Here is an 18,899-nt window from a genome sequence, read left to right on the forward strand (position 1 = left end):
AGGAGTTAAAAATGAAAGAATTTATGGATAAAGAGTTTCTTTTAGAAACATCAATTGCACAGGAACTGTTCCATGAGTATGCAGAACAGATGCCGATTGTAGATTATCATTGCCATATCAATCCACAGGAAATTGCAGAAGATCGTAAGTTTGAGAATATCACACAGGTATGGCTTGGAGGAGATCATTATAAATGGAGACAGATGCGTTCTAATGGCGTAGATGAGTATTATATTACTGGAGATGCATCCGATCGTGAAAAATTTCAGAAATGGGCAGAAACATTGGAAATGGCAATCGGAAATCCACTGTATCATTGGAGCCATTTAGAACTGCAGAGATATTTTGGATATCATGGAGTGTTAAATGGAGATACAGCAGAGGAAGTATGGAATCTATGCAATGAAAAATTAAAAGAAGACAGCATGTCTGTAAGAAACTTGATTCGTCAGTCTAATGTAAAACTGATCTGTACAACAGATGATCCAGTGGATGACTTAAAATGGCATGAAGTGTTAGCAGCAGATGATACATTCGAAGTACAGGTATTACCAGCATGGAGACCTGACAAGGCAATGAACCTTGAAAAACCAGAATATGCAGATTATATCGCACAGCTTTCTAAAGTAAGCGGTGTAGAGATCAAGACATTTGAAGACTTAAAAGAAGCATTAAATATCCGTCTTGATTACTTTGCAGACCACGGATGCAGTGTTTCAGACCATGCGTTAGAATATGTGATGTATGCACCTGCAATAGCAGAAGAGATCGAAGCGATCTTTGCAAAACGTTTAAATAAAGAAGACATTACAAAAGAAGAAGAATTAAAATTCAAGACAGCATTTATGCAGTTTGTAGCAAAACAGTATCATAAGAGAGACTGGGTTATGCAGATTCATTACGGATGCAGAAGAGATAATAACACACCATATTACAAACGCCTTGGACCAGATACAGGATATGACTGCATTGACAATTATGCGCCAAGTGCACAGACAGCAGCATTTTTAGATTCTATCAATGCGACAGAAGAATTACCAAAAACGATTCTTTATTCTTTAAATCCAAATGATAATGAAGCAATTGGTACCATTCTTGGATGCTTCCAAGACTCATCTGTAGCAGGAAAAATTCAGCAGGGAAGTGCATGGTGGTTTAATGATCATAAGACAGGAATGATCGCTCAGATGACATCTCTTGCGAATCTTGGATTATTAGGAAACTTTATTGGAATGTTAACAGATTCTAGAAGTTTCTTGTCTTACACAAGACATGAATATTTCCGTCGTATTTTATGTAATCTGATTGGTGGATGGGTTGAAAACGGAGAATATCCTGACGATAGAAAAGCATTAAAGAAGATTATTGAAGGAATTTCTTATAATAATGCGGTAAAATATTTTAGATTTGATGTATAAGAAAAGGAAAAAATAAAATGAAAGATGAAAATTGCGCATATTGCGTAGAGGGTCAGCTTGTAAATATTTTTGGAATTAAAATTGGAGAATTAGAAAGTTCTAAAGTTTATTTGTTTCGTGAGCAAAGTCATCCGGGAAGGGTCATTGTGGCACATAAAAAACATGTTAGTGAGATTGTAGATCTTACGAAAGAAGAACGTGCATTATATATGGAAGATATTGCGAAAGTTGCAAAGGCAATGCATAAATTATTTCATCCCGATAAAGTAAATTATGGGGCTTATGGGGATACTGGTTCCCATCTTCACTTTCATATTGTTCCAAAATATAAGGACGGATATGAATGGGGAGGCGTTTTTGCCATGAATCCGGAAGATATTACTTTGAAAGATGATGCTTATGATAAAATGATACAAATGTATCAAAAAGAGTTATCCATTCATTAAAATAAAAAAAATGATACCTGTATTTGTTTTCACGTTACTGTTTTGTATGTTATACTTAAAAAGATTATAAAATGAAATGAGGGAACGGCTATAAATATTTATGATATTGCCAAACTGTCAGGAGTCTCGATTGCCACAGTATCACGTGTAATGAATGGAAGCCCTAAAGTAAGTGAAAAGACAAAACAGAAAGTTCTTGCAGTTATGGAAGAAAAAAGTTATACACCAAATATATTTGCAAGGGGGTTGGGACTTGATTCGATGAAGACAGTCGGAATTATGTGCCCGGATATTGCAGATGATTATATGGCAAAAGCGGTATCTTACTTAGAAAAACGTTTGCATAAATATGGATACGGATGTATTCTTGGCTGTAGTGGTTTTTCGCAAGAAGAAAGAGAAAATTATACAAAATTAATGTTGTCAAAAAGAATTGATACATTAGTAATGGTTGGATCTATTTATTCTGGAAGTGGAGATAATCCTGATGAAATTGCGTATATTAAAAATGCAGCCCAAAAGACACCTGTATTTTTAATTAATGGTCATTTAGAAGGTGAGAACATTTACTGTGCTTATGCAGATGATTTTCATGCTATGTATGAACTAACAACTTCAATGATTCGAAGAGGAAAGAAAAGAATTTTGTTCATGTATAATTCAGAGTCATTTAGTGCACGGCAAAAGATGGCAGGATATGAAGCAGCTTTGATTGATTCTGGATACCCTGTACTTGGTGAATTGAAATTTCGTACAAAAAATGAAATCCGTTATACAAGGGATATGTTATTACAGTATAAGAATCTTCAATTTGATGCTGTTATAGCTGTAGAGGATGAGATGGCTATTGGTGCGTTAAAGTATGCAAGAGTTAAGGGGATTTCTGTTCCGGAAGAATTATCAGTAGCGGGATATAATGATTCTAGTCTTGCAAAATGTTGTGAGCCGGAATTGACATCGGTAGATAGTAAATTATCGATTCTTTGTAATGTTACAGTAGATCATATGCTGGCTATGCTCGAGAAAAAAGAAGATATAGAACAATCAATAAAAGTCTCTTGTGAAATTAAAAAGAGATGTACTACGGATTTTTAATGAGAAAAAGGTTGCAGAAAAGTGAAATTTCCTGCGACCTTTTTTTCTACGTAGCAAACTTCTTTTCAAAACTTTTGTGTGGTACAATAAAGATAAATAAAAGCTCAAAAGGAGGTCCTTATTATGAAAAAATATCAAAGAGTGTTTATGATTGTATTGGATTCTCTTGGAATCGGAAGTATGGAAGATGCAGCAGATTTTGGAGATATGGGAGCAGATACGCTTGGACATATTGCAGAGCATGCCAGACATTTGAATATTCCAAATTTAAGGAAACTTGGTATTGCCAATATTCGTCCGCTTGCAGGAATAGAGCCATATGAGGATCCAATTGGGAAATTTACGAAATTAAGAGAAGCAAGTCTTGGAAAAGATACAATGACAGGACATTGGGAGATGATGGGGCTTCGAATTACGAAACCATTTCGAACATTTACAGAAACAGGTTTTCCAAAAGAACTAATTGAAGAATTAGAAAAAAGAACGGGAAGGAAAATTATTGGAAATCGAAGCGAGAGTGGAACGGTGATTCTTGATGAACTTGGAGAAGAAGAAATCAAGGAAGGTCATTTAATTGTTTATACATCTGCGGATTCGGTTTTACAGATTTGTGGAAATGAAGAAACAATGGGACTTGATACCTTGTATCACTATTGTGAGATTGCAAGAGAGCTTACAATGAAAGATGAGTGGAAAGTTGGAAGAGTCATTGCAAGACCCTACATCGGAAAGAAAAAAGGAGAATTTATTCGGACGGCCAATCGACATGATTATGCGTTAAAGCCATTTGGAAAAACGGCATTGGATGCATTGAAAGAACATGGATATGATGTAATTTCTGTTGGTAAAATTAAAGATATTTTTGATGGACAGGGAATTACGGAAGCTTATAAATCCAAATCATCTGTTCATGGAATGGAACAGACGATCGAACTTACAAAAAAGAATTTTCATGGACTTTGTTTTGTAAATTTGGTAGACTTTGATGCTTTATGGGGACATCGAAGAAATGTGCAGGGATATGCACAAGAATTGGAGCATTTTGATGAAAAACTTGGAGAGCTGATGCCTCTCTTAAAGAAGGATGATCTTTTGATTTTGACGGCGGATCATGGAAATGATCCAACATGGACTGGAACTGATCATACAAGGGAAAAGGTACCATTTCTTGCATGGTCACCGTCAATGCAGCATGGCGGCAGATTAGAGGAACAAGATTGTTTTGCTGTTTCCGGAGCAACGATTGCACAAAATTTTGGAGTATCTATGCCAGATGGATGTATTGGAACTTCTCTTTTAAATCAGCTGTAGTCAGATGAATAGGAAAAAAATGACAATAAGGCTTGTATTCTCGTTTTAAAAGGTATACAATCCTATCTAAGACGACTTTGTTGAGAAAAAAGCCGAAAATTTTAGAAGGAAGTTTGAGGAAGGCAATATGTACAAAATAGTTTCAAAATTATTAATATATGGAGATATGGATGAAGATTCGATCTTAATGCAATTAAGTGATATTTTCCGTTGCCTGGATGAGGGAACACAGAGCAAAGAAATATTAACAACAAGAATTTTTAAACAGGTGAAAAGAATTCTTGAAACGGCAACGGATTATGCGTTTGATAAAAATTTATGGCATAATTATTTGACATTTTTGTTGATTACAAATGAAAATCCATTCAGTATTACATGCGAGAAAATTGGAGCAAGCGAAGGAAGTGTTAATTATTTTGCCAAAAATGATTTTCATGCATTTAAAGAATTATTTGATTTTGATTTTTCTAAAGTGGAAGAATTACTCGAAATTGATTGCTTCAGCCGTATTTCTAATTATAAATCCATTGGAAAACCAGAACTTATGTATAACAAAAATGTAAGTGAAAAAGTTCGCGCATTAAGCGAACGTTTAGAAACAGCAAAAGATGAAAATGAATTTTTTGATATGGTAACAGACTTCTACAAGGCTTACGGTGTTGGAATGTTTGGATTAAATAAAGCGTTCCGTATTGAAGAATGTGGAGATAATGATATTCGCTTCCGTGCGATTAATAATATGGATAAAGTATTGCTTTCTGATTTGGTTGGATATGAAATCCAGAAGAAGAAACTGGTAGATAATACGGAAGCATTTGTACAAGGAAGAAAAGCAAATAATGTTCTTTTATTTGGTGATAGCGGTACTGGAAAATCAACAAGTATTAAAGCAATTGTGAATGAATATTATGATCAGGGATTACGTATGATCGAAATTTATAAACATCAGTTTAAAGATCTATCGAATGTGATTGCAAAAATCAAAAATAGGAACTATCGTTTCATTATTTATATGGATGACCTTTCTTTTGAAGAATTTGAGATCGAATATAAATTCCTGAAAGCAGTTATCGAAGGTGGTGTGGAAACAAAGCCAGAAAATATTTTAATTTATGCCACATCAAATCGTCGTCATTTGATTAAGGAAACATGGAATGATCGTAATGATGTAGAAAATAGCAATGGTATGCATAGATCAGATACAATGGAAGAAAAATTGTCTCTGGTTAATCGTTTTGGTGTTACAATTAATTATTCTAAGCCGAGCCAGAAGGAATATTTCCATATCGTTACAGAACTTGCGCATAAAGCTGGCATCACATTGAGTGATGAAGATTTATGTAAAGAAGCAAATAAGTGGGAATTAAGTCATGGCGGAATTTCAGGAAGAACCGCTCAGCAATTTATCAATCATATGCTTGGTATTCAGGCATAATTTAATCGCGGGGGCCCTTTGGGGCCTCTTTTTCTTTTTTAGAAGAAAGGTGGGTGGTTCAATGAGAATAAAACAAAAGGAACAATTAATTCCAGTGGATGAATATAAAGGGTTTCGGATACGTCCGGGATTTTTTTTACAGAATGGAGCAGTAGCAATCCCAGGCGGTGTTAGTTTTACTGTGCATACACAGGATGGGACAGGTTGTGAATTAGTCTTATTTAAACGAAAAGCAAAAAAACCATATGCAATCATTCCATTTCCAAAGGATTATTGCATTGGTCATGTGTATTCAATGATTGTTTTTGATTTGGATATTACGGAGTTTGAATATGCGTATCGTGTAGATGGCCCTTACGATCCACAGAAGGGACTATTATTTGATAAAAATAGATTGCTTTTAGATCCGTATGCGAAAGCTGTTACTGGACAAAGTCAATGGGGTGTTCATCCGGATTATGGATTTGCCTATCGAGCAAGAGTCGTGGCACAAGATTTTGACTGGGGAAATTCTAGTCACGAGGAAATTCCAATGGAAGAATTGGTGATTTATGAGCTTCATACAAGAGGATTTACAAAAGATGATTCTTCGAAGGTAAAATATCCGGGAACCTTTGAAGGAATAAAGGAAAAAATTCCTTATTTAAAAGATCTTGGAGTAAATGCGCTAGAGCTGATGCCAATTTTTGAATTTGATGAGACAAGAGAGAATCGTACGGTCAACGGGAAAAAATTATTGGATTACTGGGGATATAATCCAGTTAGTTTTTTTGCACCAAATACGAGTTATGCTTCTGGCAAGGAGTTTAATCACGAAGGAGATGAGCTAAAATCTTTGATTAAAAAGCTTCATGAAGAAGGAATGGAAATTATTCTAGATGTAGTTTTTAATCATACAGCAGAAGGAAATGCAAATGGTCCGTGTATTTCTTTGAAAGGTTTTGATAATAAGGTTTATTATATGTTGACGGCGGATGGACAATATTATAATTTCAGTGGATGTGGAAATACGTTAAATTGTAATCATCCAGTTGTGCAAAATATGATCCTTGATTGTCTTCGTTATTGGGTTATTGAGTATCGTGTAGACGGCTTTCGATTTGATTTAGCATCGATTCTTGGTAGAAGTGAAGATGGAACCCCATTAAGTAAACCGCCAATTTTAGAACGTCTTGCATTTGATCCGATTCTTGGAAATGTAAAATTAATTGCAGAGGCATGGGATGCTGGAGGTCTTTATCAAGTTGGAAGTTTCCCGTCATGGAACCGCTGGTCGGAATGGAATGGAAAATATCGTGATGATATGCGTTGTTTTTTAAAAGGAGATGGCGGAATGATATCGGCGGTTATGGAACGTGTAACAGGTTCTATGGATCTTTATAATCCTTCCATCAGAGGGGATGATGCTTCTGTAAATTTTATTACATGTCATGATGGATTTACTTTGTGGGATCTTTATTCTTATAGTCAGAAACATAATGAAGAGAATGGATGGAATAATACGGATGGAGATAACAATAATAATAGTTGGAACTGTGGTCAGGAAGGCGAAACATCAGATGAAGGTATTTTGAGACTTCGAAAGAAACTTGTGAAAAATGCAGCCGCTTTGCTTCTTGTTAGCAAAGGAGTTCCGATGCTTTTATCGGGTGATGAATTTTGTAATACACAATATGGAAATAATAATGCTTATTGTCAGGATAACAAAATTTCGTGGTTGGATTGGAATCGAAAAGAACAGTTTCAGGATGTCTTTGAACATTTTCGGAAGATGATTCACTTTCGAAAAGAACATCATGTTGTAAAAGGGCATGGGAAACCTTCATTTTGTGGATTACCATCCATTAGTTTTCATGGAGTGTGCCCATGGGAACCAGACCAGAGCTGGGAGTCAAGAGTTCTCGGTATCTTGTTTGCTGGCAGAAATCAGAAGGATACAGAAGATGAGATTGTTTATATTGGAATGAATATGTATTGGGAGTCTCATCATGTAGAATTACCACTTATGCCGGAAGGATATCATTGGGAAATTGCGGTAAATACAGCATGGAATCAGAATGTTTGTGTATATGATAACAATCATATCTGGATGGAAGAGAGAAGCGTTGTTATTTTAGAAGCAAAAAAAGATGATCAGAGACCTTGCGCATGAAATTATGTTTAGGCTATAATAAATAAGGAAGAGAAATCTTTAAGTATTATTACAGATTAAGAACAGAAAGAGAGAAAGTACGATATGTGGGCAGCAGATCAGTGGAAAGATTATGAAGTGTTGGATACTTCCGGTGGGGAGAAACTGGAACGTTGGGGAGATTATATTCTGGTTCGTCCGGATCCGCAGGTCCTATGGAATACACCAAAGAAATTAAAACAGTGGAAACATCCAAATGGTCATTATCATAGAAGCAGTAAAGGTGGAGGTCAGTGGGAATTTTTTGATCTTCCAAAGAAGTGGGATATTTCTTATAAAAATCTCAAATTTCATCTTCAGCCATTTAGCTTTAAACATACAGGTTTGTTCCCGGAACAGGCTGTAAACTGGGATTGGTTTTCTGAAAAGATTAAAAATGCAGGCCGTCCGGTAAAAGTATTAAATCTGTTTGCGTATACAGGAGGGGCAACACTCGCTGCAGCTGCAGCCGGAGCAAGTGTGACACATGTGGATGCATCCAAAGGAATGGTAAACTGGGCAAAAGAAAATGCACAGCTGTCAGGGTTAAGAGAGAAGCCAATTCGTTGGTTGATAGATGATTGTGTGAAATTTGTAGAAAGAGAAATTAGACGTGGAAATCATTATGATGGAATTATCATGGATCCTCCGTCTTATGGAAGAGGGCCAAAAGGGGAAATCTGGAAGATTGAAGAAAAGATTTATCCTTTTATCCAGCTTTGTACAAAGATTTTATCGGATGATCCGATTTTTTTCCTAATCAATTCTTATACGACAGGTTTACAACCAGCTGTTTTAAGCTACATGCTGGAGACAGAGGTAAAATCTAGATTTGGAGGAAGAGTCCTTTCAGATGAAATAGGGCTCCCTGTTAGCAAAAATGGACTTATCTTACCATGTGGAGCTTCTGGTAGATGGGAAAAATAAGGGAATTTCTTAAGTTTTGCTGAATTTTCAGGGAATCTGTAAAAAATGATTGAATTTTTTGACCAAATGTATATAATAAGAGAAGTATGTATACGAATAATTCAACATTAACATAATAACATAGAGAACTAACAAATATATTAAGAATAATTTGAAAGGGGAATTTATTTACCATGGCAGCAGGAACAGATATTGGAATCGATTTAGGAACCGCCAACGTCTTAGTGTACGTTAAAGGTAAAGGCGTTGTTTTAAAAGAGCCTTCCGTAGTGGCTTTTGATAGAAATACAAATAAAATTAAGGCAATTGGAGAAGAAGCACGTTTGATGCTTGGAAGAACACCAGGAAATATTGTGGCAGTACGCCCATTACGTCAGGGTGTTATTTCTGATTATACAGTAACGGAAAAAATGTTAAGCTATTTTATCAATCGTACGGTTGGTAAATCTTTATTTGGAAGAAAACCAAAAATTAGCGTTTGTGTACCAAGTGGTGCAACAGAGGTTGAAAAGAAAGCAGTAGAAGATGCTACTTATCAGGCAGGAGCAAGAGAAGTCTTTATTATTGAGGAACCAGTAGCAGCAGCGATTGGTGCAGGAATTGATATTTCTAAACCTTGTGGAAATATGATCGTTGATATCGGAGGAGGTACTGCTGATATCGCAGTTATCTCACTGGGAGGTGTCGTAGTAAGCACTTCAATTAAAGTAGCAGGTGATGATTTTGATGAAGCAATTGTACGTTTTATGCGTAAAACACATAATCTTCTGATTGGAGATCGTACAGCAGAAGAAATTAAGATTAACGTTGGTACTGTTTACAAACGTCCAGAAAACCTGACAATGGATGTTCGTGGACGTAACTTAGTAACAGGACTTCCAAAGACAGTAACCGTTACATCCGAGGAAACACAGGAAGCTTTAAGAGAACCTGCTTACCAGATCGTTGATGCAGTTCATAATGTTCTGGAGAGAACTCCACCAGAATTAGCAGCAGATATTTCTGACCGTGGAATCGTCTTAACAGGAGGAGGAGCTTTGATTCAAGGACTGGAAGAATTGATCGAAGAAAAGACAGGAATTAATACAATGACAGCAGAAGATCCACTGACAGCGGTAGCCATTGGTACAGGAAAATATGTTGAATTCCTTGCAGAAGACGATAAAAAGAAAAAATAAGATAAAAAATACGGGGCCAGGATATAAATCCTGGTCTTTTTTATACGATAAAAAACTTGAGGGAAGGTGAATGGATGGAACATCTGGAGGGATATGTGGAACATATTCGGTTTCGAAATGAAAATAATGGTTATACGGTTTTAAGTTTGGATACAGATGGTGATGAAGAAACGGTTGTCGGGCTGTTTCCTTTTTTAAATGATGGAGAGTATATTTCTATGGAAGGAGATTATATCGATCATCCAGTTCATGGCCCACAGTTTCAGATGAAAACCTATGAAATTTCGGCACCAAGTGATATTGATAGTATGGAGCGATATCTTGGCTCTGGTGCAATCAAGGGAGTTGGACCAGCAATTGCAAAAAGAATTACGAAAAAGTTTAAAATGGATACATTTCGTATCATTGAAGAAGAGCCAGAGCGTTTAGCAGAAGTAAAAGGAATTACAGAAAAAAAGGCAAGAACGATTGCGGTAGAATTTAATGAAAAGCAGGAAATGCGTCAGGCGATGATGTTTTTATCCGGCTATGGAATCAATCACAATTTGGCCGTTAAAATTTTTAAAGAATATGGAGATCAAATGTATACTATGATCCGTGAAAATCCTTATCGGATGACGGATGATATTTCCGGTGTGGGTTTTAAAATCGCTGATGAGATTGCAAAACGGGTTGGAATTGGAACGGATTCAGATTATCGGATTATTTCTGGTATTTTTTATACTCTAATGCGGGCTTTGAATGAAGGTCATGTCTATTTGCCAAAGCATATTTTGTGTAGAAATGCTGCCTATACACTTGGAGTAAGTGAACAAACTGTCGAAGAGCATCTTTTAGAAATGATGATTGATAAGAAGATTGTTATTAAGGAAGAAGAGGAAATTAAAATTTATGCAGCGCCTCAGTATTATATGGAAGTAAATACGGCAAGCATGCTTTGCGAGAGAAATCTTCGTTATGATGTTTGTGCTTCTGAGATTGAAACAACCATTGGTAGGATTGAGGAAGCGGATCAGATTACATTTGCTCAAAAACAAAAAGAAGCCATTAGGGCGACTGCAGAATATAGCATTGTGATTTTGACAGGTGGTCCTGGAACTGGAAAAACAACGACAATCAATGGAATGATTCAGTATTTTGAAACAGAAGGACTTGATATCCGTTTGGCCGCGCCAACGGGGCGTGCTGCGAAGAGAATGACAGAAGCAACAGGGTATGAGGCAATGACAATTCATCGTTTGCTAGAGTTAAATGGAGAAGTTAGTCATGATTTGGACCGGGAAGGCATGGCATTTGAAAGAAATGCCGCAAATCCTTTGGAAACAGATGTTATCATTATTGATGAAATGTCTATGGTTGATCTGTATTTGATGAATTCTCTCTTACAGGCAATTGTTCCGGGAACAAGGATCATCATGGTTGGAGATGCAAATCAGCTTCCATCGATTGGAGCTGGAAATGTATTGAAGGATATGATCAATTGTGGGCAGTTTAAAGTTGTGGAATTAAATCAGATTTTCCGCCAGGCGGAAGGAAGTCATATTGTGCGTAATGCGCATAGAATTCATCAGGGAAGAGGGATTGAACTTGATAATAAGAGCAGGGATTTTTTCTTTTTACAGAGAAATTCTATACAAGATATTCTTGGAGTGATGATTTATCTTGTGAGGGATAAACTTCCGGATTATGTCCATGTAAAACCATATGACATTCAAATTTTGACACCGATGCGAAAGGGAGAACTTGGAGTGGAACGACTAAATCAAGTTCTTCAGCAGTATCTAAATCCTCCGTCAGAGGAGAAAGAAGAAAAAGAAGTTGTATCTGGAATTTTGCGTGAAGGGGATAAAGTCATGCAAATTAAAAATAATTATCAGATGGAATGGAAAGTAAAAAATGAAAACGGATTTACGGTAGATAAAGGTATCGGGGTTTTTAATGGAGATATTGGCATTGTTACAGAAATTAATGATTTTACAGAGAAAGTTACGGTTCTTTTTGAAGATTCAAGACAGGTGGAGTATGGATATGGAATGCTTGATGAACTAGAACTCGCTTATGCAATCACAATTCATAAATCACAGGGAAGTGAATATCCGGCAGTAGTTATACCACTGCTTTCTGGGCCTAGAATCTTATTTCATAGAAATCTTTTATATACAGCCGTTACGAGAGCAAAAAACTGTTTAACGATTGTTGGAGATCGCCCAATGGTAAATGCAATGATTGGCAATGTAAATGAACAGAAAAGATATTCTACACTTGCCAGACGAATCAATGAAATTGCACAAGACAATTCATTTGAATAAAATGCCAAAAACCGTCGTCATTTAGAGGACGGTTTTTCTGTACCGGAAAGTACCTGCCTTTTATAATAAAAAGAAAGAAAGGAAGGGACTTATGAAAGAAAAGAAACGTATGATATCAGAGGCAGCCAGAGAGCTTGGTCTTGAAACTTATCATCTAAGAACTTGGGAAGATGAGTTTGGGTTGCTGATTCCACGAAATGAAAAAGGATATCGATGCTATGGAGATAAAGAAATACATACTTTTCAAAAAATACGAGATATGAAAGAAGAAGGCTTGGATGCAGAACAAATCAAACAGAAATTAAGCGGGAACATTATTCCCTTCCCAAAAGAAAATCCAGCAGCTTCCGCAGAAAAAATGGCTCATTTTCAAAATGTTATGGTAAAGATTATGGGGCAAGCAATCCGGCAGCAAAAGGAGTTTCTTGAAAAAGAGATTACAGAAAAAATATCAAAAGAGATGAAAGAACAATTCAGAATCCGGGAAAGGGAGGAAGAACGAAGATATCAGAAACTTGATGAGATGATTCGAATCCAGCAAAAAACAAGAGAAGAGATTGCTGCGACAAAAGAAAAACGTAGAATTCTATTTTGGCATCGTAAAAGACGGGAAAAGTAGGTTCCAATCAAAACGCTCTTTTAGTATAATGATGGAGAAGCGAAAAATATTATCATTTGTGCAAATGGAGAGTGGAACATGGAAAGAAAACCAAAGATGCTGGTGGTGGGAAGTTTTGTCAAAAGTCAGATTATTTCGACAAAAAAATTACCGGAAGAAGGAGAAACGATTCTTGGAAAAACTGTTTTTGCTACCTTAGGCGGAAAGGGTGCCAATCAGGCGGTGCAGATGGCAAGGCTTGGTGCAGATGTCACCATGATTGGAAAAATTGGACGAGATCAGAATGGCGAAGATTTGTTAGATGCATGTCGTCGGGAAAGTATTAATGTAAAACATGTACTGTATGACGCCAAAGAAGAAACTGGTTTTGCATTTGTTGTCCTAGAAAGACTTTTAAACGAACATGCAAAAAACAGGGTAATGGTCATTCCTGGAGCCAATATGACCATTCAAAAGGAAGAAATTGCTTTTTTAGAAGATCAGATTGATCAATATGATATGGTATTGCTTCAAAATGAGATTCCGCAGGAAATTAATGAAACAGTGGCTGAGTATGCCAGTAAAAAAGGGGTTCCAGTCATGTTAAATCCGGCTCCATATGAGCAATTATCAGAAAAATTGCTTCACTCTGTTACTTATATTTCTCCAAATGAGCATGAAGCAGCACATATGAGTGGAATTAAAATTCATAGAGATAAAGGAAGATTTAATTTAGAAGAGGCAAAAGTAGCAGCTTTAATTCTAAAGGGATGTGGAGTAGCGAATGTTTTGATTACCCTTGGAAAATCTGGAGCTTTTATGATGACAAAAGATCATTCTTATTATAAGCCAGCGCTTGAAAATATTGAGATCGTTGATCCTTCAGCTGCAGGAGAAGCTTTTGTTGGAGCTTTCTGTACGAGAATTTGTATGGGGGATAACATTGGAGAGGCAATGGTTTATGCAAACCATGCTGGAGCTCTGGCTGCATCCAGAATCGGGGCAATGCCAGCACTTCCAACGAAAAAAGAAGTAGAACAATTACTTTATGGGCAATAAAAAAGGATAACAAAAAGGAGATGCTGCCATTGCATCTCCTTTTGTTGTACGTTTTTTCAGGATTATTCCTGGCTGATAGCACCAGCTGGACATCCATCTGCGCAAGCACCACATTCCATGCATGTGTCTGCGTCGATTACGTACTGTCCATCTCCTTCGCTGATAGCTCCTGCTGGACAAGTTCCTTCACAAGCTCCACAAGAAATACAAGCGTCTGAAATTACATATGCCATAGTTAAATTCCTCCTCATAATATAGTTATAATAATCAATGGAAAAGCGGTTTCCCGCTTTCTGATTTTATTTTAATATACTTGCGAAAGAATAGCAAGAGATTTTGTTGTATTTTTAACGATAATGTAATATACTATAAATGTTGACTATTTTGATGGAGGAAAAAGAAATGAGTTTAATTTCAAAAGATATGGTAATTGCAGATCTGCTTGCAATCGATCAGAATTTCGCAGCAATTTTAATGGCATCTGGTATGGGATGTGTAGGATGTCCCTCTGCTCAGGGAGAGACATTAGAAGAAGCAGCATTCGTGCATGGTATGGATGTTGATGAACTTGTTGGAAGACTGAACGAATATCAGGCATCAAAAGAAGCATAATTAAGATCAGACTTGAAAAAATAATTGATAAAAATTATCATAGCAAAAGAAAGAAGCCATAGAACATATCACAAGGATTGTTCCATGACTTCTTTTTTTCATTCATATAGGCTTTTATTCGTAGTCTATCATTTCTTCTACGGCCTGTGTTTTAATAATCGGTACCAAATGTTCATTAAATAAAGCTTTTGTCGCATAAGTGTTTGGCAAACGTCTGCAGTATTCAGAGAGAACAGAATGCATCATATCCATTGTATTGTCTTTTGGATCATCTGTTTCAATACTTAATGTAAGATAATAACAATGATTGACTGGATCTTTATATAAACTGCTTCTTGTTGTGTAGTCTCTGATCATTTTTGCAGCAGCAGATACTTCTTCAAGTGTTTGGAAATAATAAATGTTTGTGCTGGAATCTGCCAAGGCAAGTCTCATAGGATCTTCCGTACCTTTTAGTGGATGGTCTGTCTGATGATTTAGAAGATCAAGGAGATCTTCTTCATTACCAACAGATATATGGTCGGAAGGCATATTTTTTGCCAGCTTTTTATAGTGTTCATTGAAATCTTCTGGATTATCTACCCGTGTAATGACAAGGATTAAGCATTCTTTTGATACAGGAATTGCCTCTACCATCAATGGAATATCGTTTGTCTCAAAACCTAATTCCGCAGAAGCCTTTTTCATTAATTCACGAAACAATCCTTTGGCTTTGTCAGAACCAAAAGCCAGTTCATTTAACAGGGTTTCCTTTCCTTCAAGATCTTCTTTATTTAAAGTACATCGGATTTGATTATCGCTGATACGTTCAATTTTCATGCTCATCACTCCTTTACTTTGATGTTATTATAGTATTACTTTTGAGATGTGTAAAGTACTTCTCATGTTTTTACAAAAATCTCCAAAAATATCTTGAAAAATTTTCCAAAAATGTATATGATTAGAATATGTCGCGACAGTATCTTACATAATGATAGATAGGATATCTTTGTATACCACGAAGAAACCATAACATGTAAGAAAAAAATGGATCGGAGGTTTTTTTATGACGAATCATGATGAATTATCTCATTATCTATCCATGGGTTTGGCAGTCCGTGTGGATGGTATTACGGTTGATAATCGTAATTTGGAACATATAAATCTCATATTAAAGGAAGATGATTCTTACATGAAGGAATTTGTCGGAAATAAGAAAGGAGAGATTTCTGCCGTTAATTTTCAAAAAATAAAAGAATGAATAAAATACAAAGAGCCAGAAGCCGGGGAATTTTTCCCGGCTTCCCCTATTTAATATTATTTAGATATGATTTTATACCATTAACAATACATTTTGCTGCTTTGTCTTGATAAGAATCTTTCATTAATAATTCTTTTTCTTCATTATTAGATAAAAAACCACATTCTACGATAACTGTTGGATATGGATTATCACGTAGAAGATAATAATCAGTATTTGCTTTCGATTTTCGATGATTGGAAGGATCGAGACCTTTCACAAGAGCATCTTGAATGGAATCTGCAAGAAGTTTACTTTTAGAAAATCCATGATAATAAAAAACTTGGGCACCGTGAACGTCACCACTCGGATAGCTGTTTTGGTGGATACTAATAACAGCAACCGGTTCCAAATCAAAGATTCGTTGTTTGCGGTTTCTTAAGTCAGATCGTTTGGAATCTTTGGAGAGATTGTAATCATCATCGCGTGTGAGATAAACTTTAAATTTTTCATGTTCTAGGGCTTTTTTTAATTTTAAAGAAAGAGCGAGATTAATATCTTTTTCTAGAACATTTCCAGAACCAACTTTTCCTGGATCTGAGCCACCATGCCCAGGATCGATCAGAATAATATTTTGGTGGCGCATTGTCTGACCAACTAAAATTGGAAATGCTACCGAAGATAAAAAAATAAAAAGGATCATAATCAGACATCCGATCACAAATATTTGTTTTTTTTGTTCCATAATCCAGTATCAACTTTCTTTTTGTATAATATATTCATGGAAATGCTATCAATAGAATCGAGACTTTTCTTTTAATACAAACAATGCTATAATAAATATTGTATGTTTAGGAGAAGATATGGAGACAAAATTAGTAAAAATTGAACAAATGAAAGACTGCCTTGATGAAATGAAAGAAGCAGCCAGATTAATTCGTGAAGGAGAAGTTGTTGCGTTTCCGACGGAGACTGTTTATGGCCTTGGTGGGAATGGATTGATGGAGTCTGCTGTGAAAAAGATTTATGCAGCAAAAGGAAGACCATCGGACAATCCGCTGATTCTTCATGTTTGTGACATGGAAATGGCACAATCTCTTGTAAAGGAGATTCCGAAACCTGCAAAAAGAGCGATGGAACATTTCTGGCCAGGACCATTAACTGTCATTTTACCAAGAGCAGATCATATTCCGGATTGTGTGACGGGTGGACTGTCAACAGTTGCAATTCGAATGCCTGCGCATCCTGCAGCTCTTGAGTTGATCAGACAGGCTCAGCTGCCGATCGCTGCACCAAGTGCAAATACATCTGGAAGACCAAGTCCTACAAAAGCAGAACATGTCTTTGAAGATTTACATGGAAAGATCCCAATGATCTTGGATGGAGGAGCAGTAAAGGTAGGAGTAGAATCAACGATTGTTGATTTTACGGAACCGATTCCAGTGATCTTACGTCCCGGACGAATTACAAAAGAAGAACTGGAAACCGTGATCGGTGGAGAAGTTCAGATGAATACATCTTTTAAAGGAATTGAGAATGGAGTGCCAAAGGCTCCAGGAATGAAATACAAACATTATGCACCGAAAGCAAGGATGGTTCTTGTTCTTGGGGAAGATACAACTTTGGTAGTGGAAAAAATCAATGCATTGGTAAAGTCCGCTCATGAAGATGGGAAGAAGGTTGGTGTTATTGCAACAGATGAGACCATCCATAAATATCACGCAGATGAAGTTCTGTCTGTAGGCAAAAGACAGAAGATGGAAACAGTTATAGCAAATTTATATGACGTTTTAAGACAGTTTGATCATAAAAACGTTGATATCATTTATTCTGAAGGATTCGAAGGGGAACCGTTAAGTGATGCGGTAATGAATCGTTTGGTGAAGGCAGCAGGCCATGAGGTCATCCGAATCTGAAAAGGAGAATGTTTTGAAAAAAATTATTATAGTGAGTACCAATAATACCTGCCGTAGTTTTATTGCGGAATCGGTGTTGAGGCAGTATCTGAAAGAAGCGAACCAGGAAGATGTGGAAGTTATTTCCCGGGGGCTGGTTGTTCTTTTTCCGGAACCAGTACATGCAAAAGCAGCTGATATGGTAAGAAACAGTGGGATTGAGATCGTTGATTTTCAATCGGCTCAGCTTCTGCAGGAAGAAGTAGAACAAAGTGATTTAATCCTTACGATGACAGAAGATGAAAAAGAAAAACTGATGGAAGAGTACCATGGATATAAAGAGGTTGCAACGATTAATGAATATGCTCGGGTAGAGGGAGCTGTCATTGATCCGTACGGTATGGAAGATGCTGATTATGAACGCTGCTTTATGCAGATTGTTCAGTTAATAAAAAAAATATGGGAAGAACGATTAGGAGGAAATCAGATGATTGGTATTGGAAGTGATCATGGTGGATACGCACTGAAACAGGCAGTGATGAAGCATCTGGAAGAAAAAGGATATGCGGTTAAAGATTATGGGTGTTTTTCAGAAGAATCCTGTGATTATCCTGTTTATGCCAAAGCGGTTGCACATGCGGTAAAAAAGGGTGAAGTAAAACAGGGTATTTTGATTTGTGGAACAGGAATTGGAATTTCAATTACAGCAAATAAGATTCCTGGAATCCGTGCAGCACTTTGTGGAGATACATTTAGTGCAAGAGCAACGAGAGAGCATAATGATGCTAACATTCTGGCAATGGGGGCAAGAGTCATTGGGGAAGGACTAGCTCTTGATATTGTAGATACATTTTTAGAGACAAAGTTTTCAAACGATGAAAGACATATCCGTCGTATCAACATGATCGAAGATTAGAAAAGCAAAAAAATTATTACAAAGAAATATTGCAGGGAGAAAAATGATAAATTTTTTCGAATCCTGCAATATTTCTTTTTTTAGCATTTTTAATCAAATGAGACTATTTAACTTTTGCTGAAAAATGACCATTTTTCAGTTCTTTTCAAGATTTATGGTATAAAAAATCTAGTAAAAATAACTAAATTTGTATGCAAACTACTGTGCAGGTTAAACAAAAAATATACACAATCTTAACAAAAAAAGAATTGACAAATAAAGACAAGAAGCATAGAATAACCACAAACAAGGGTGTTTACAAAAAAAGAGAG

18 protein-coding genes and 1 pseudogene are annotated in these 18,899 nt (G+C 36.3%); 16 read left to right on the top strand and 3 right to left on the bottom strand.

The window, feature by feature from the left end:
• Positions 1-11: 11 nt before the first annotated feature.
• The 11 genes from uxaC (at position 12) to KQI71_RS04240 (ending at position 13,946) form a co-directional block, all read left to right on the top strand.
• Positions 12-1,418 (top strand): glucuronate isomerase, encoded by a 1,407-nt coding sequence (gene uxaC, locus KQI71_RS04190; RefSeq protein WP_216434377.1) that lies wholly within the window; start codon positions 12-14, stop codon positions 1,416-1,418.
• 17 nt (positions 1,419-1,435) lie between these two features.
• On the top strand, positions 1,436-1,864 hold the full coding sequence (locus tag KQI71_RS04195; RefSeq protein ID WP_216434378.1) for an HIT family protein: 429 nt from the start codon (positions 1,436-1,438) through the stop codon (positions 1,862-1,864).
• Positions 1,865-1,954: 90 nt separating this feature from the next.
• On the top strand, positions 1,955-2,959 hold the full coding sequence (locus KQI71_RS04200; protein ID WP_216434520.1) for a LacI family DNA-binding transcriptional regulator: 1,005 nt from the start codon (positions 1,955-1,957) through the stop codon (positions 2,957-2,959).
• Between the two features lie 123 nt (positions 2,960-3,082).
• Positions 3,083-4,270 (top strand): phosphopentomutase, encoded by a 1,188-nt coding sequence (locus KQI71_RS04205; RefSeq protein ID WP_216434379.1) that lies wholly within the window; start codon positions 3,083-3,085, stop codon positions 4,268-4,270.
• A 127-nt stretch (positions 4,271-4,397) separates the two neighbouring features.
• The gene (locus KQI71_RS04210; protein WP_216434380.1) at positions 4,398-5,705 is read left to right on the top strand and encodes an ATP-binding protein; all 1,308 of its coding nucleotides are present in this window, start codon (positions 4,398-4,400) and stop codon (positions 5,703-5,705) included.
• 61 nt (positions 5,706-5,766) lie between these two features.
• On the top strand, positions 5,767-7,857 hold the full coding sequence (gene glgX / locus KQI71_RS04215; RefSeq protein WP_216434381.1) for a glycogen debranching protein GlgX: 2,091 nt from the start codon (positions 5,767-5,769) through the stop codon (positions 7,855-7,857).
• An 84-nt stretch (positions 7,858-7,941) separates the two neighbouring features.
• Positions 7,942-8,802 carry a class I SAM-dependent methyltransferase gene (locus KQI71_RS04220; RefSeq protein WP_216434382.1) on the top strand — a complete coding sequence of 287 codons (861 nt, stop codon included), beginning with the start codon at positions 7,942-7,944 and terminating at the stop codon, positions 8,800-8,802.
• Positions 8,803-8,975: 173 nt separating this feature from the next.
• Complete coding sequence (locus KQI71_RS04225) at positions 8,976-9,980, top strand: rod shape-determining protein (RefSeq protein WP_216434383.1); 1,005 nt, start codon at positions 8,976-8,978, stop codon at positions 9,978-9,980.
• A gap of 74 nt (positions 9,981-10,054) precedes the next feature.
• A complete protein-coding gene (gene recD2, locus KQI71_RS04230; RefSeq protein ID WP_216434384.1) occupies positions 10,055-12,289 on the top strand; it encodes an SF1B family DNA helicase RecD2 in 2,235 nt (744 codons plus the stop codon).
• Positions 12,290-12,380: 91 nt separating this feature from the next.
• Complete coding sequence (locus KQI71_RS04235; RefSeq protein WP_216434385.1) at positions 12,381-12,908, top strand: helix-turn-helix domain-containing protein; 528 nt, start codon at positions 12,381-12,383, stop codon at positions 12,906-12,908.
• A 78-nt stretch (positions 12,909-12,986) separates the two neighbouring features.
• On the top strand, positions 12,987-13,946 hold the full coding sequence (locus tag KQI71_RS04240; RefSeq protein WP_216434386.1) for a ribokinase: 960 nt from the start codon (positions 12,987-12,989) through the stop codon (positions 13,944-13,946).
• A gap of 62 nt (positions 13,947-14,008) precedes the next feature.
• On the opposite strand, the gene KQI71_RS04245 is transcribed toward KQI71_RS04240, so the two are convergent.
• Entirely contained in the window at positions 14,009-14,179 is a 171-nt protein-coding gene (locus KQI71_RS04245) for a DUF362 domain-containing protein (RefSeq protein WP_008393929.1), read from the bottom strand.
• Positions 14,180-14,348: 169 nt separating this feature from the next.
• Here KQI71_RS04245 and KQI71_RS04250 point away from each other — a divergent pair, with 169 nt between their 5' ends.
• Entirely contained in the window at positions 14,349-14,558 is a 210-nt protein-coding gene (locus KQI71_RS04250; RefSeq protein ID WP_216434387.1) for a DUF1858 domain-containing protein, read from the top strand.
• A gap of 114 nt (positions 14,559-14,672) precedes the next feature.
• Here the strand turns inward: KQI71_RS04250 and KQI71_RS04255 are convergent, their stop codons facing one another.
• Entirely contained in the window at positions 14,673-15,377 is a 705-nt protein-coding gene (locus tag KQI71_RS04255) for an adaptor protein MecA (RefSeq protein ID WP_253287924.1), read from the bottom strand.
• Positions 15,378-15,603: 226 nt separating this feature from the next.
• Between KQI71_RS04255 and KQI71_RS04260 the strand changes: the two genes are divergently transcribed.
• Complete coding sequence (locus KQI71_RS04260; protein WP_216434391.1) at positions 15,604-15,798, top strand: hypothetical protein; 195 nt, start codon at positions 15,604-15,606, stop codon at positions 15,796-15,798.
• A gap of 46 nt (positions 15,799-15,844) precedes the next feature.
• Here the strand turns inward: KQI71_RS04260 and KQI71_RS04265 are convergent, their stop codons facing one another.
• Positions 15,845-16,522 (bottom strand): N-acetylmuramoyl-L-alanine amidase, encoded by a 678-nt coding sequence (locus KQI71_RS04265; protein ID WP_216434393.1) that lies wholly within the window; start codon positions 16,520-16,522, stop codon positions 15,845-15,847.
• Positions 16,523-16,640: 118 nt separating this feature from the next.
• Between KQI71_RS04265 and KQI71_RS04270 the strand changes: the two genes are divergently transcribed.
• The 3 genes and pseudogenes from KQI71_RS04270 to rpiB all read left to right on the top strand — a co-directional run bounded on the left by KQI71_RS04270 (position 16,641) and on the right by rpiB (position 18,588).
• Positions 16,641-17,693: an L-threonylcarbamoyladenylate synthase gene (locus tag KQI71_RS04270; RefSeq protein ID WP_216434395.1), complete on the top strand. Its 1,053-nt coding sequence runs from the start codon at positions 16,641-16,643 to the stop codon at positions 17,691-17,693.
• Positions 17,674-18,117 (top strand): annotated as a pseudogene (locus KQI71_RS13075) (arsenate reductase/protein-tyrosine-phosphatase family protein); the annotation flags it as partial. The gene KQI71_RS04270 and the pseudogene KQI71_RS13075, both read left to right, overlap by 20 nt.
• Before the next feature lie 42 nt (positions 18,118-18,159).
• Entirely contained in the window at positions 18,160-18,588 is a 429-nt protein-coding gene (gene rpiB, locus KQI71_RS13080; protein WP_253287933.1) for a ribose 5-phosphate isomerase B, read from the top strand.
• Positions 18,589-18,899 lie beyond the last annotated feature (311 nt).

The organism is Anaerostipes sp. MSJ-23 (assembly GCF_018918155.1).
Lineage (GTDB): Bacteria > Bacillota > Clostridia > Lachnospirales > Lachnospiraceae > Anaerostipes.

What these genes read in the sequence shown, in the direction of transcription:
- KQI71_RS04265 (WP_216434393.1), bottom strand. Translation starts at nt 16,522, where the DNA reads ATGGAACAAAAAAAACAAATATTTGTGATCGGATGTCTGATTATGATC.
- KQI71_RS04225 (WP_216434383.1), top strand. Translation starts at nt 8,976, where the DNA reads ATGGCAGCAGGAACAGATATTGGAATCGATTTAGGAACCGCCAACGTC.
- uxaC (WP_216434377.1), top strand. Translation starts at nt 12, where the DNA reads ATGAAAGAATTTATGGATAAAGAGTTTCTTTTAGAAACATCAATTGCA.
- KQI71_RS04255 (WP_253287924.1), bottom strand. Translation starts at nt 15,377, where the DNA reads ATGAAAATTGAACGTATCAGCGATAATCAAATCCGATGTACTTTAAAT.
- KQI71_RS04210 (WP_216434380.1), top strand. Translation starts at nt 4,398, where the DNA reads ATGTACAAAATAGTTTCAAAATTATTAATATATGGAGATATGGATGAA.
- glgX (WP_216434381.1), top strand. Translation starts at nt 5,767, where the DNA reads ATGAGAATAAAACAAAAGGAACAATTAATTCCAGTGGATGAATATAAA.
- KQI71_RS04270 (WP_216434395.1), top strand. Translation starts at nt 16,641, where the DNA reads ATGGAGACAAAATTAGTAAAAATTGAACAAATGAAAGACTGCCTTGAT.
- KQI71_RS04235 (WP_216434385.1), top strand. Translation starts at nt 12,381, where the DNA reads ATGAAAGAAAAGAAACGTATGATATCAGAGGCAGCCAGAGAGCTTGGT.
- KQI71_RS04220 (WP_216434382.1), top strand. Translation starts at nt 7,942, where the DNA reads ATGTGGGCAGCAGATCAGTGGAAAGATTATGAAGTGTTGGATACTTCC.
- KQI71_RS04195 (WP_216434378.1), top strand. Translation starts at nt 1,436, where the DNA reads ATGAAAGATGAAAATTGCGCATATTGCGTAGAGGGTCAGCTTGTAAAT.
- KQI71_RS04245 (WP_008393929.1), bottom strand. Translation starts at nt 14,179, where the DNA reads ATGGCATATGTAATTTCAGACGCTTGTATTTCTTGTGGAGCTTGTGAA.
- rpiB (WP_253287933.1), top strand. Translation starts at nt 18,160, where the DNA reads ATGATTGGTATTGGAAGTGATCATGGTGGATACGCACTGAAACAGGCA.
- KQI71_RS04250 (WP_216434387.1), top strand. Translation starts at nt 14,349, where the DNA reads ATGAGTTTAATTTCAAAAGATATGGTAATTGCAGATCTGCTTGCAATC.
- recD2 (WP_216434384.1), top strand. Translation starts at nt 10,055, where the DNA reads ATGGAACATCTGGAGGGATATGTGGAACATATTCGGTTTCGAAATGAA.
- KQI71_RS04205 (WP_216434379.1), top strand. Translation starts at nt 3,083, where the DNA reads ATGAAAAAATATCAAAGAGTGTTTATGATTGTATTGGATTCTCTTGGA.
- KQI71_RS04260 (WP_216434391.1), top strand. Translation starts at nt 15,604, where the DNA reads ATGACGAATCATGATGAATTATCTCATTATCTATCCATGGGTTTGGCA.
- KQI71_RS04240 (WP_216434386.1), top strand. Translation starts at nt 12,987, where the DNA reads ATGGAAAGAAAACCAAAGATGCTGGTGGTGGGAAGTTTTGTCAAAAGT.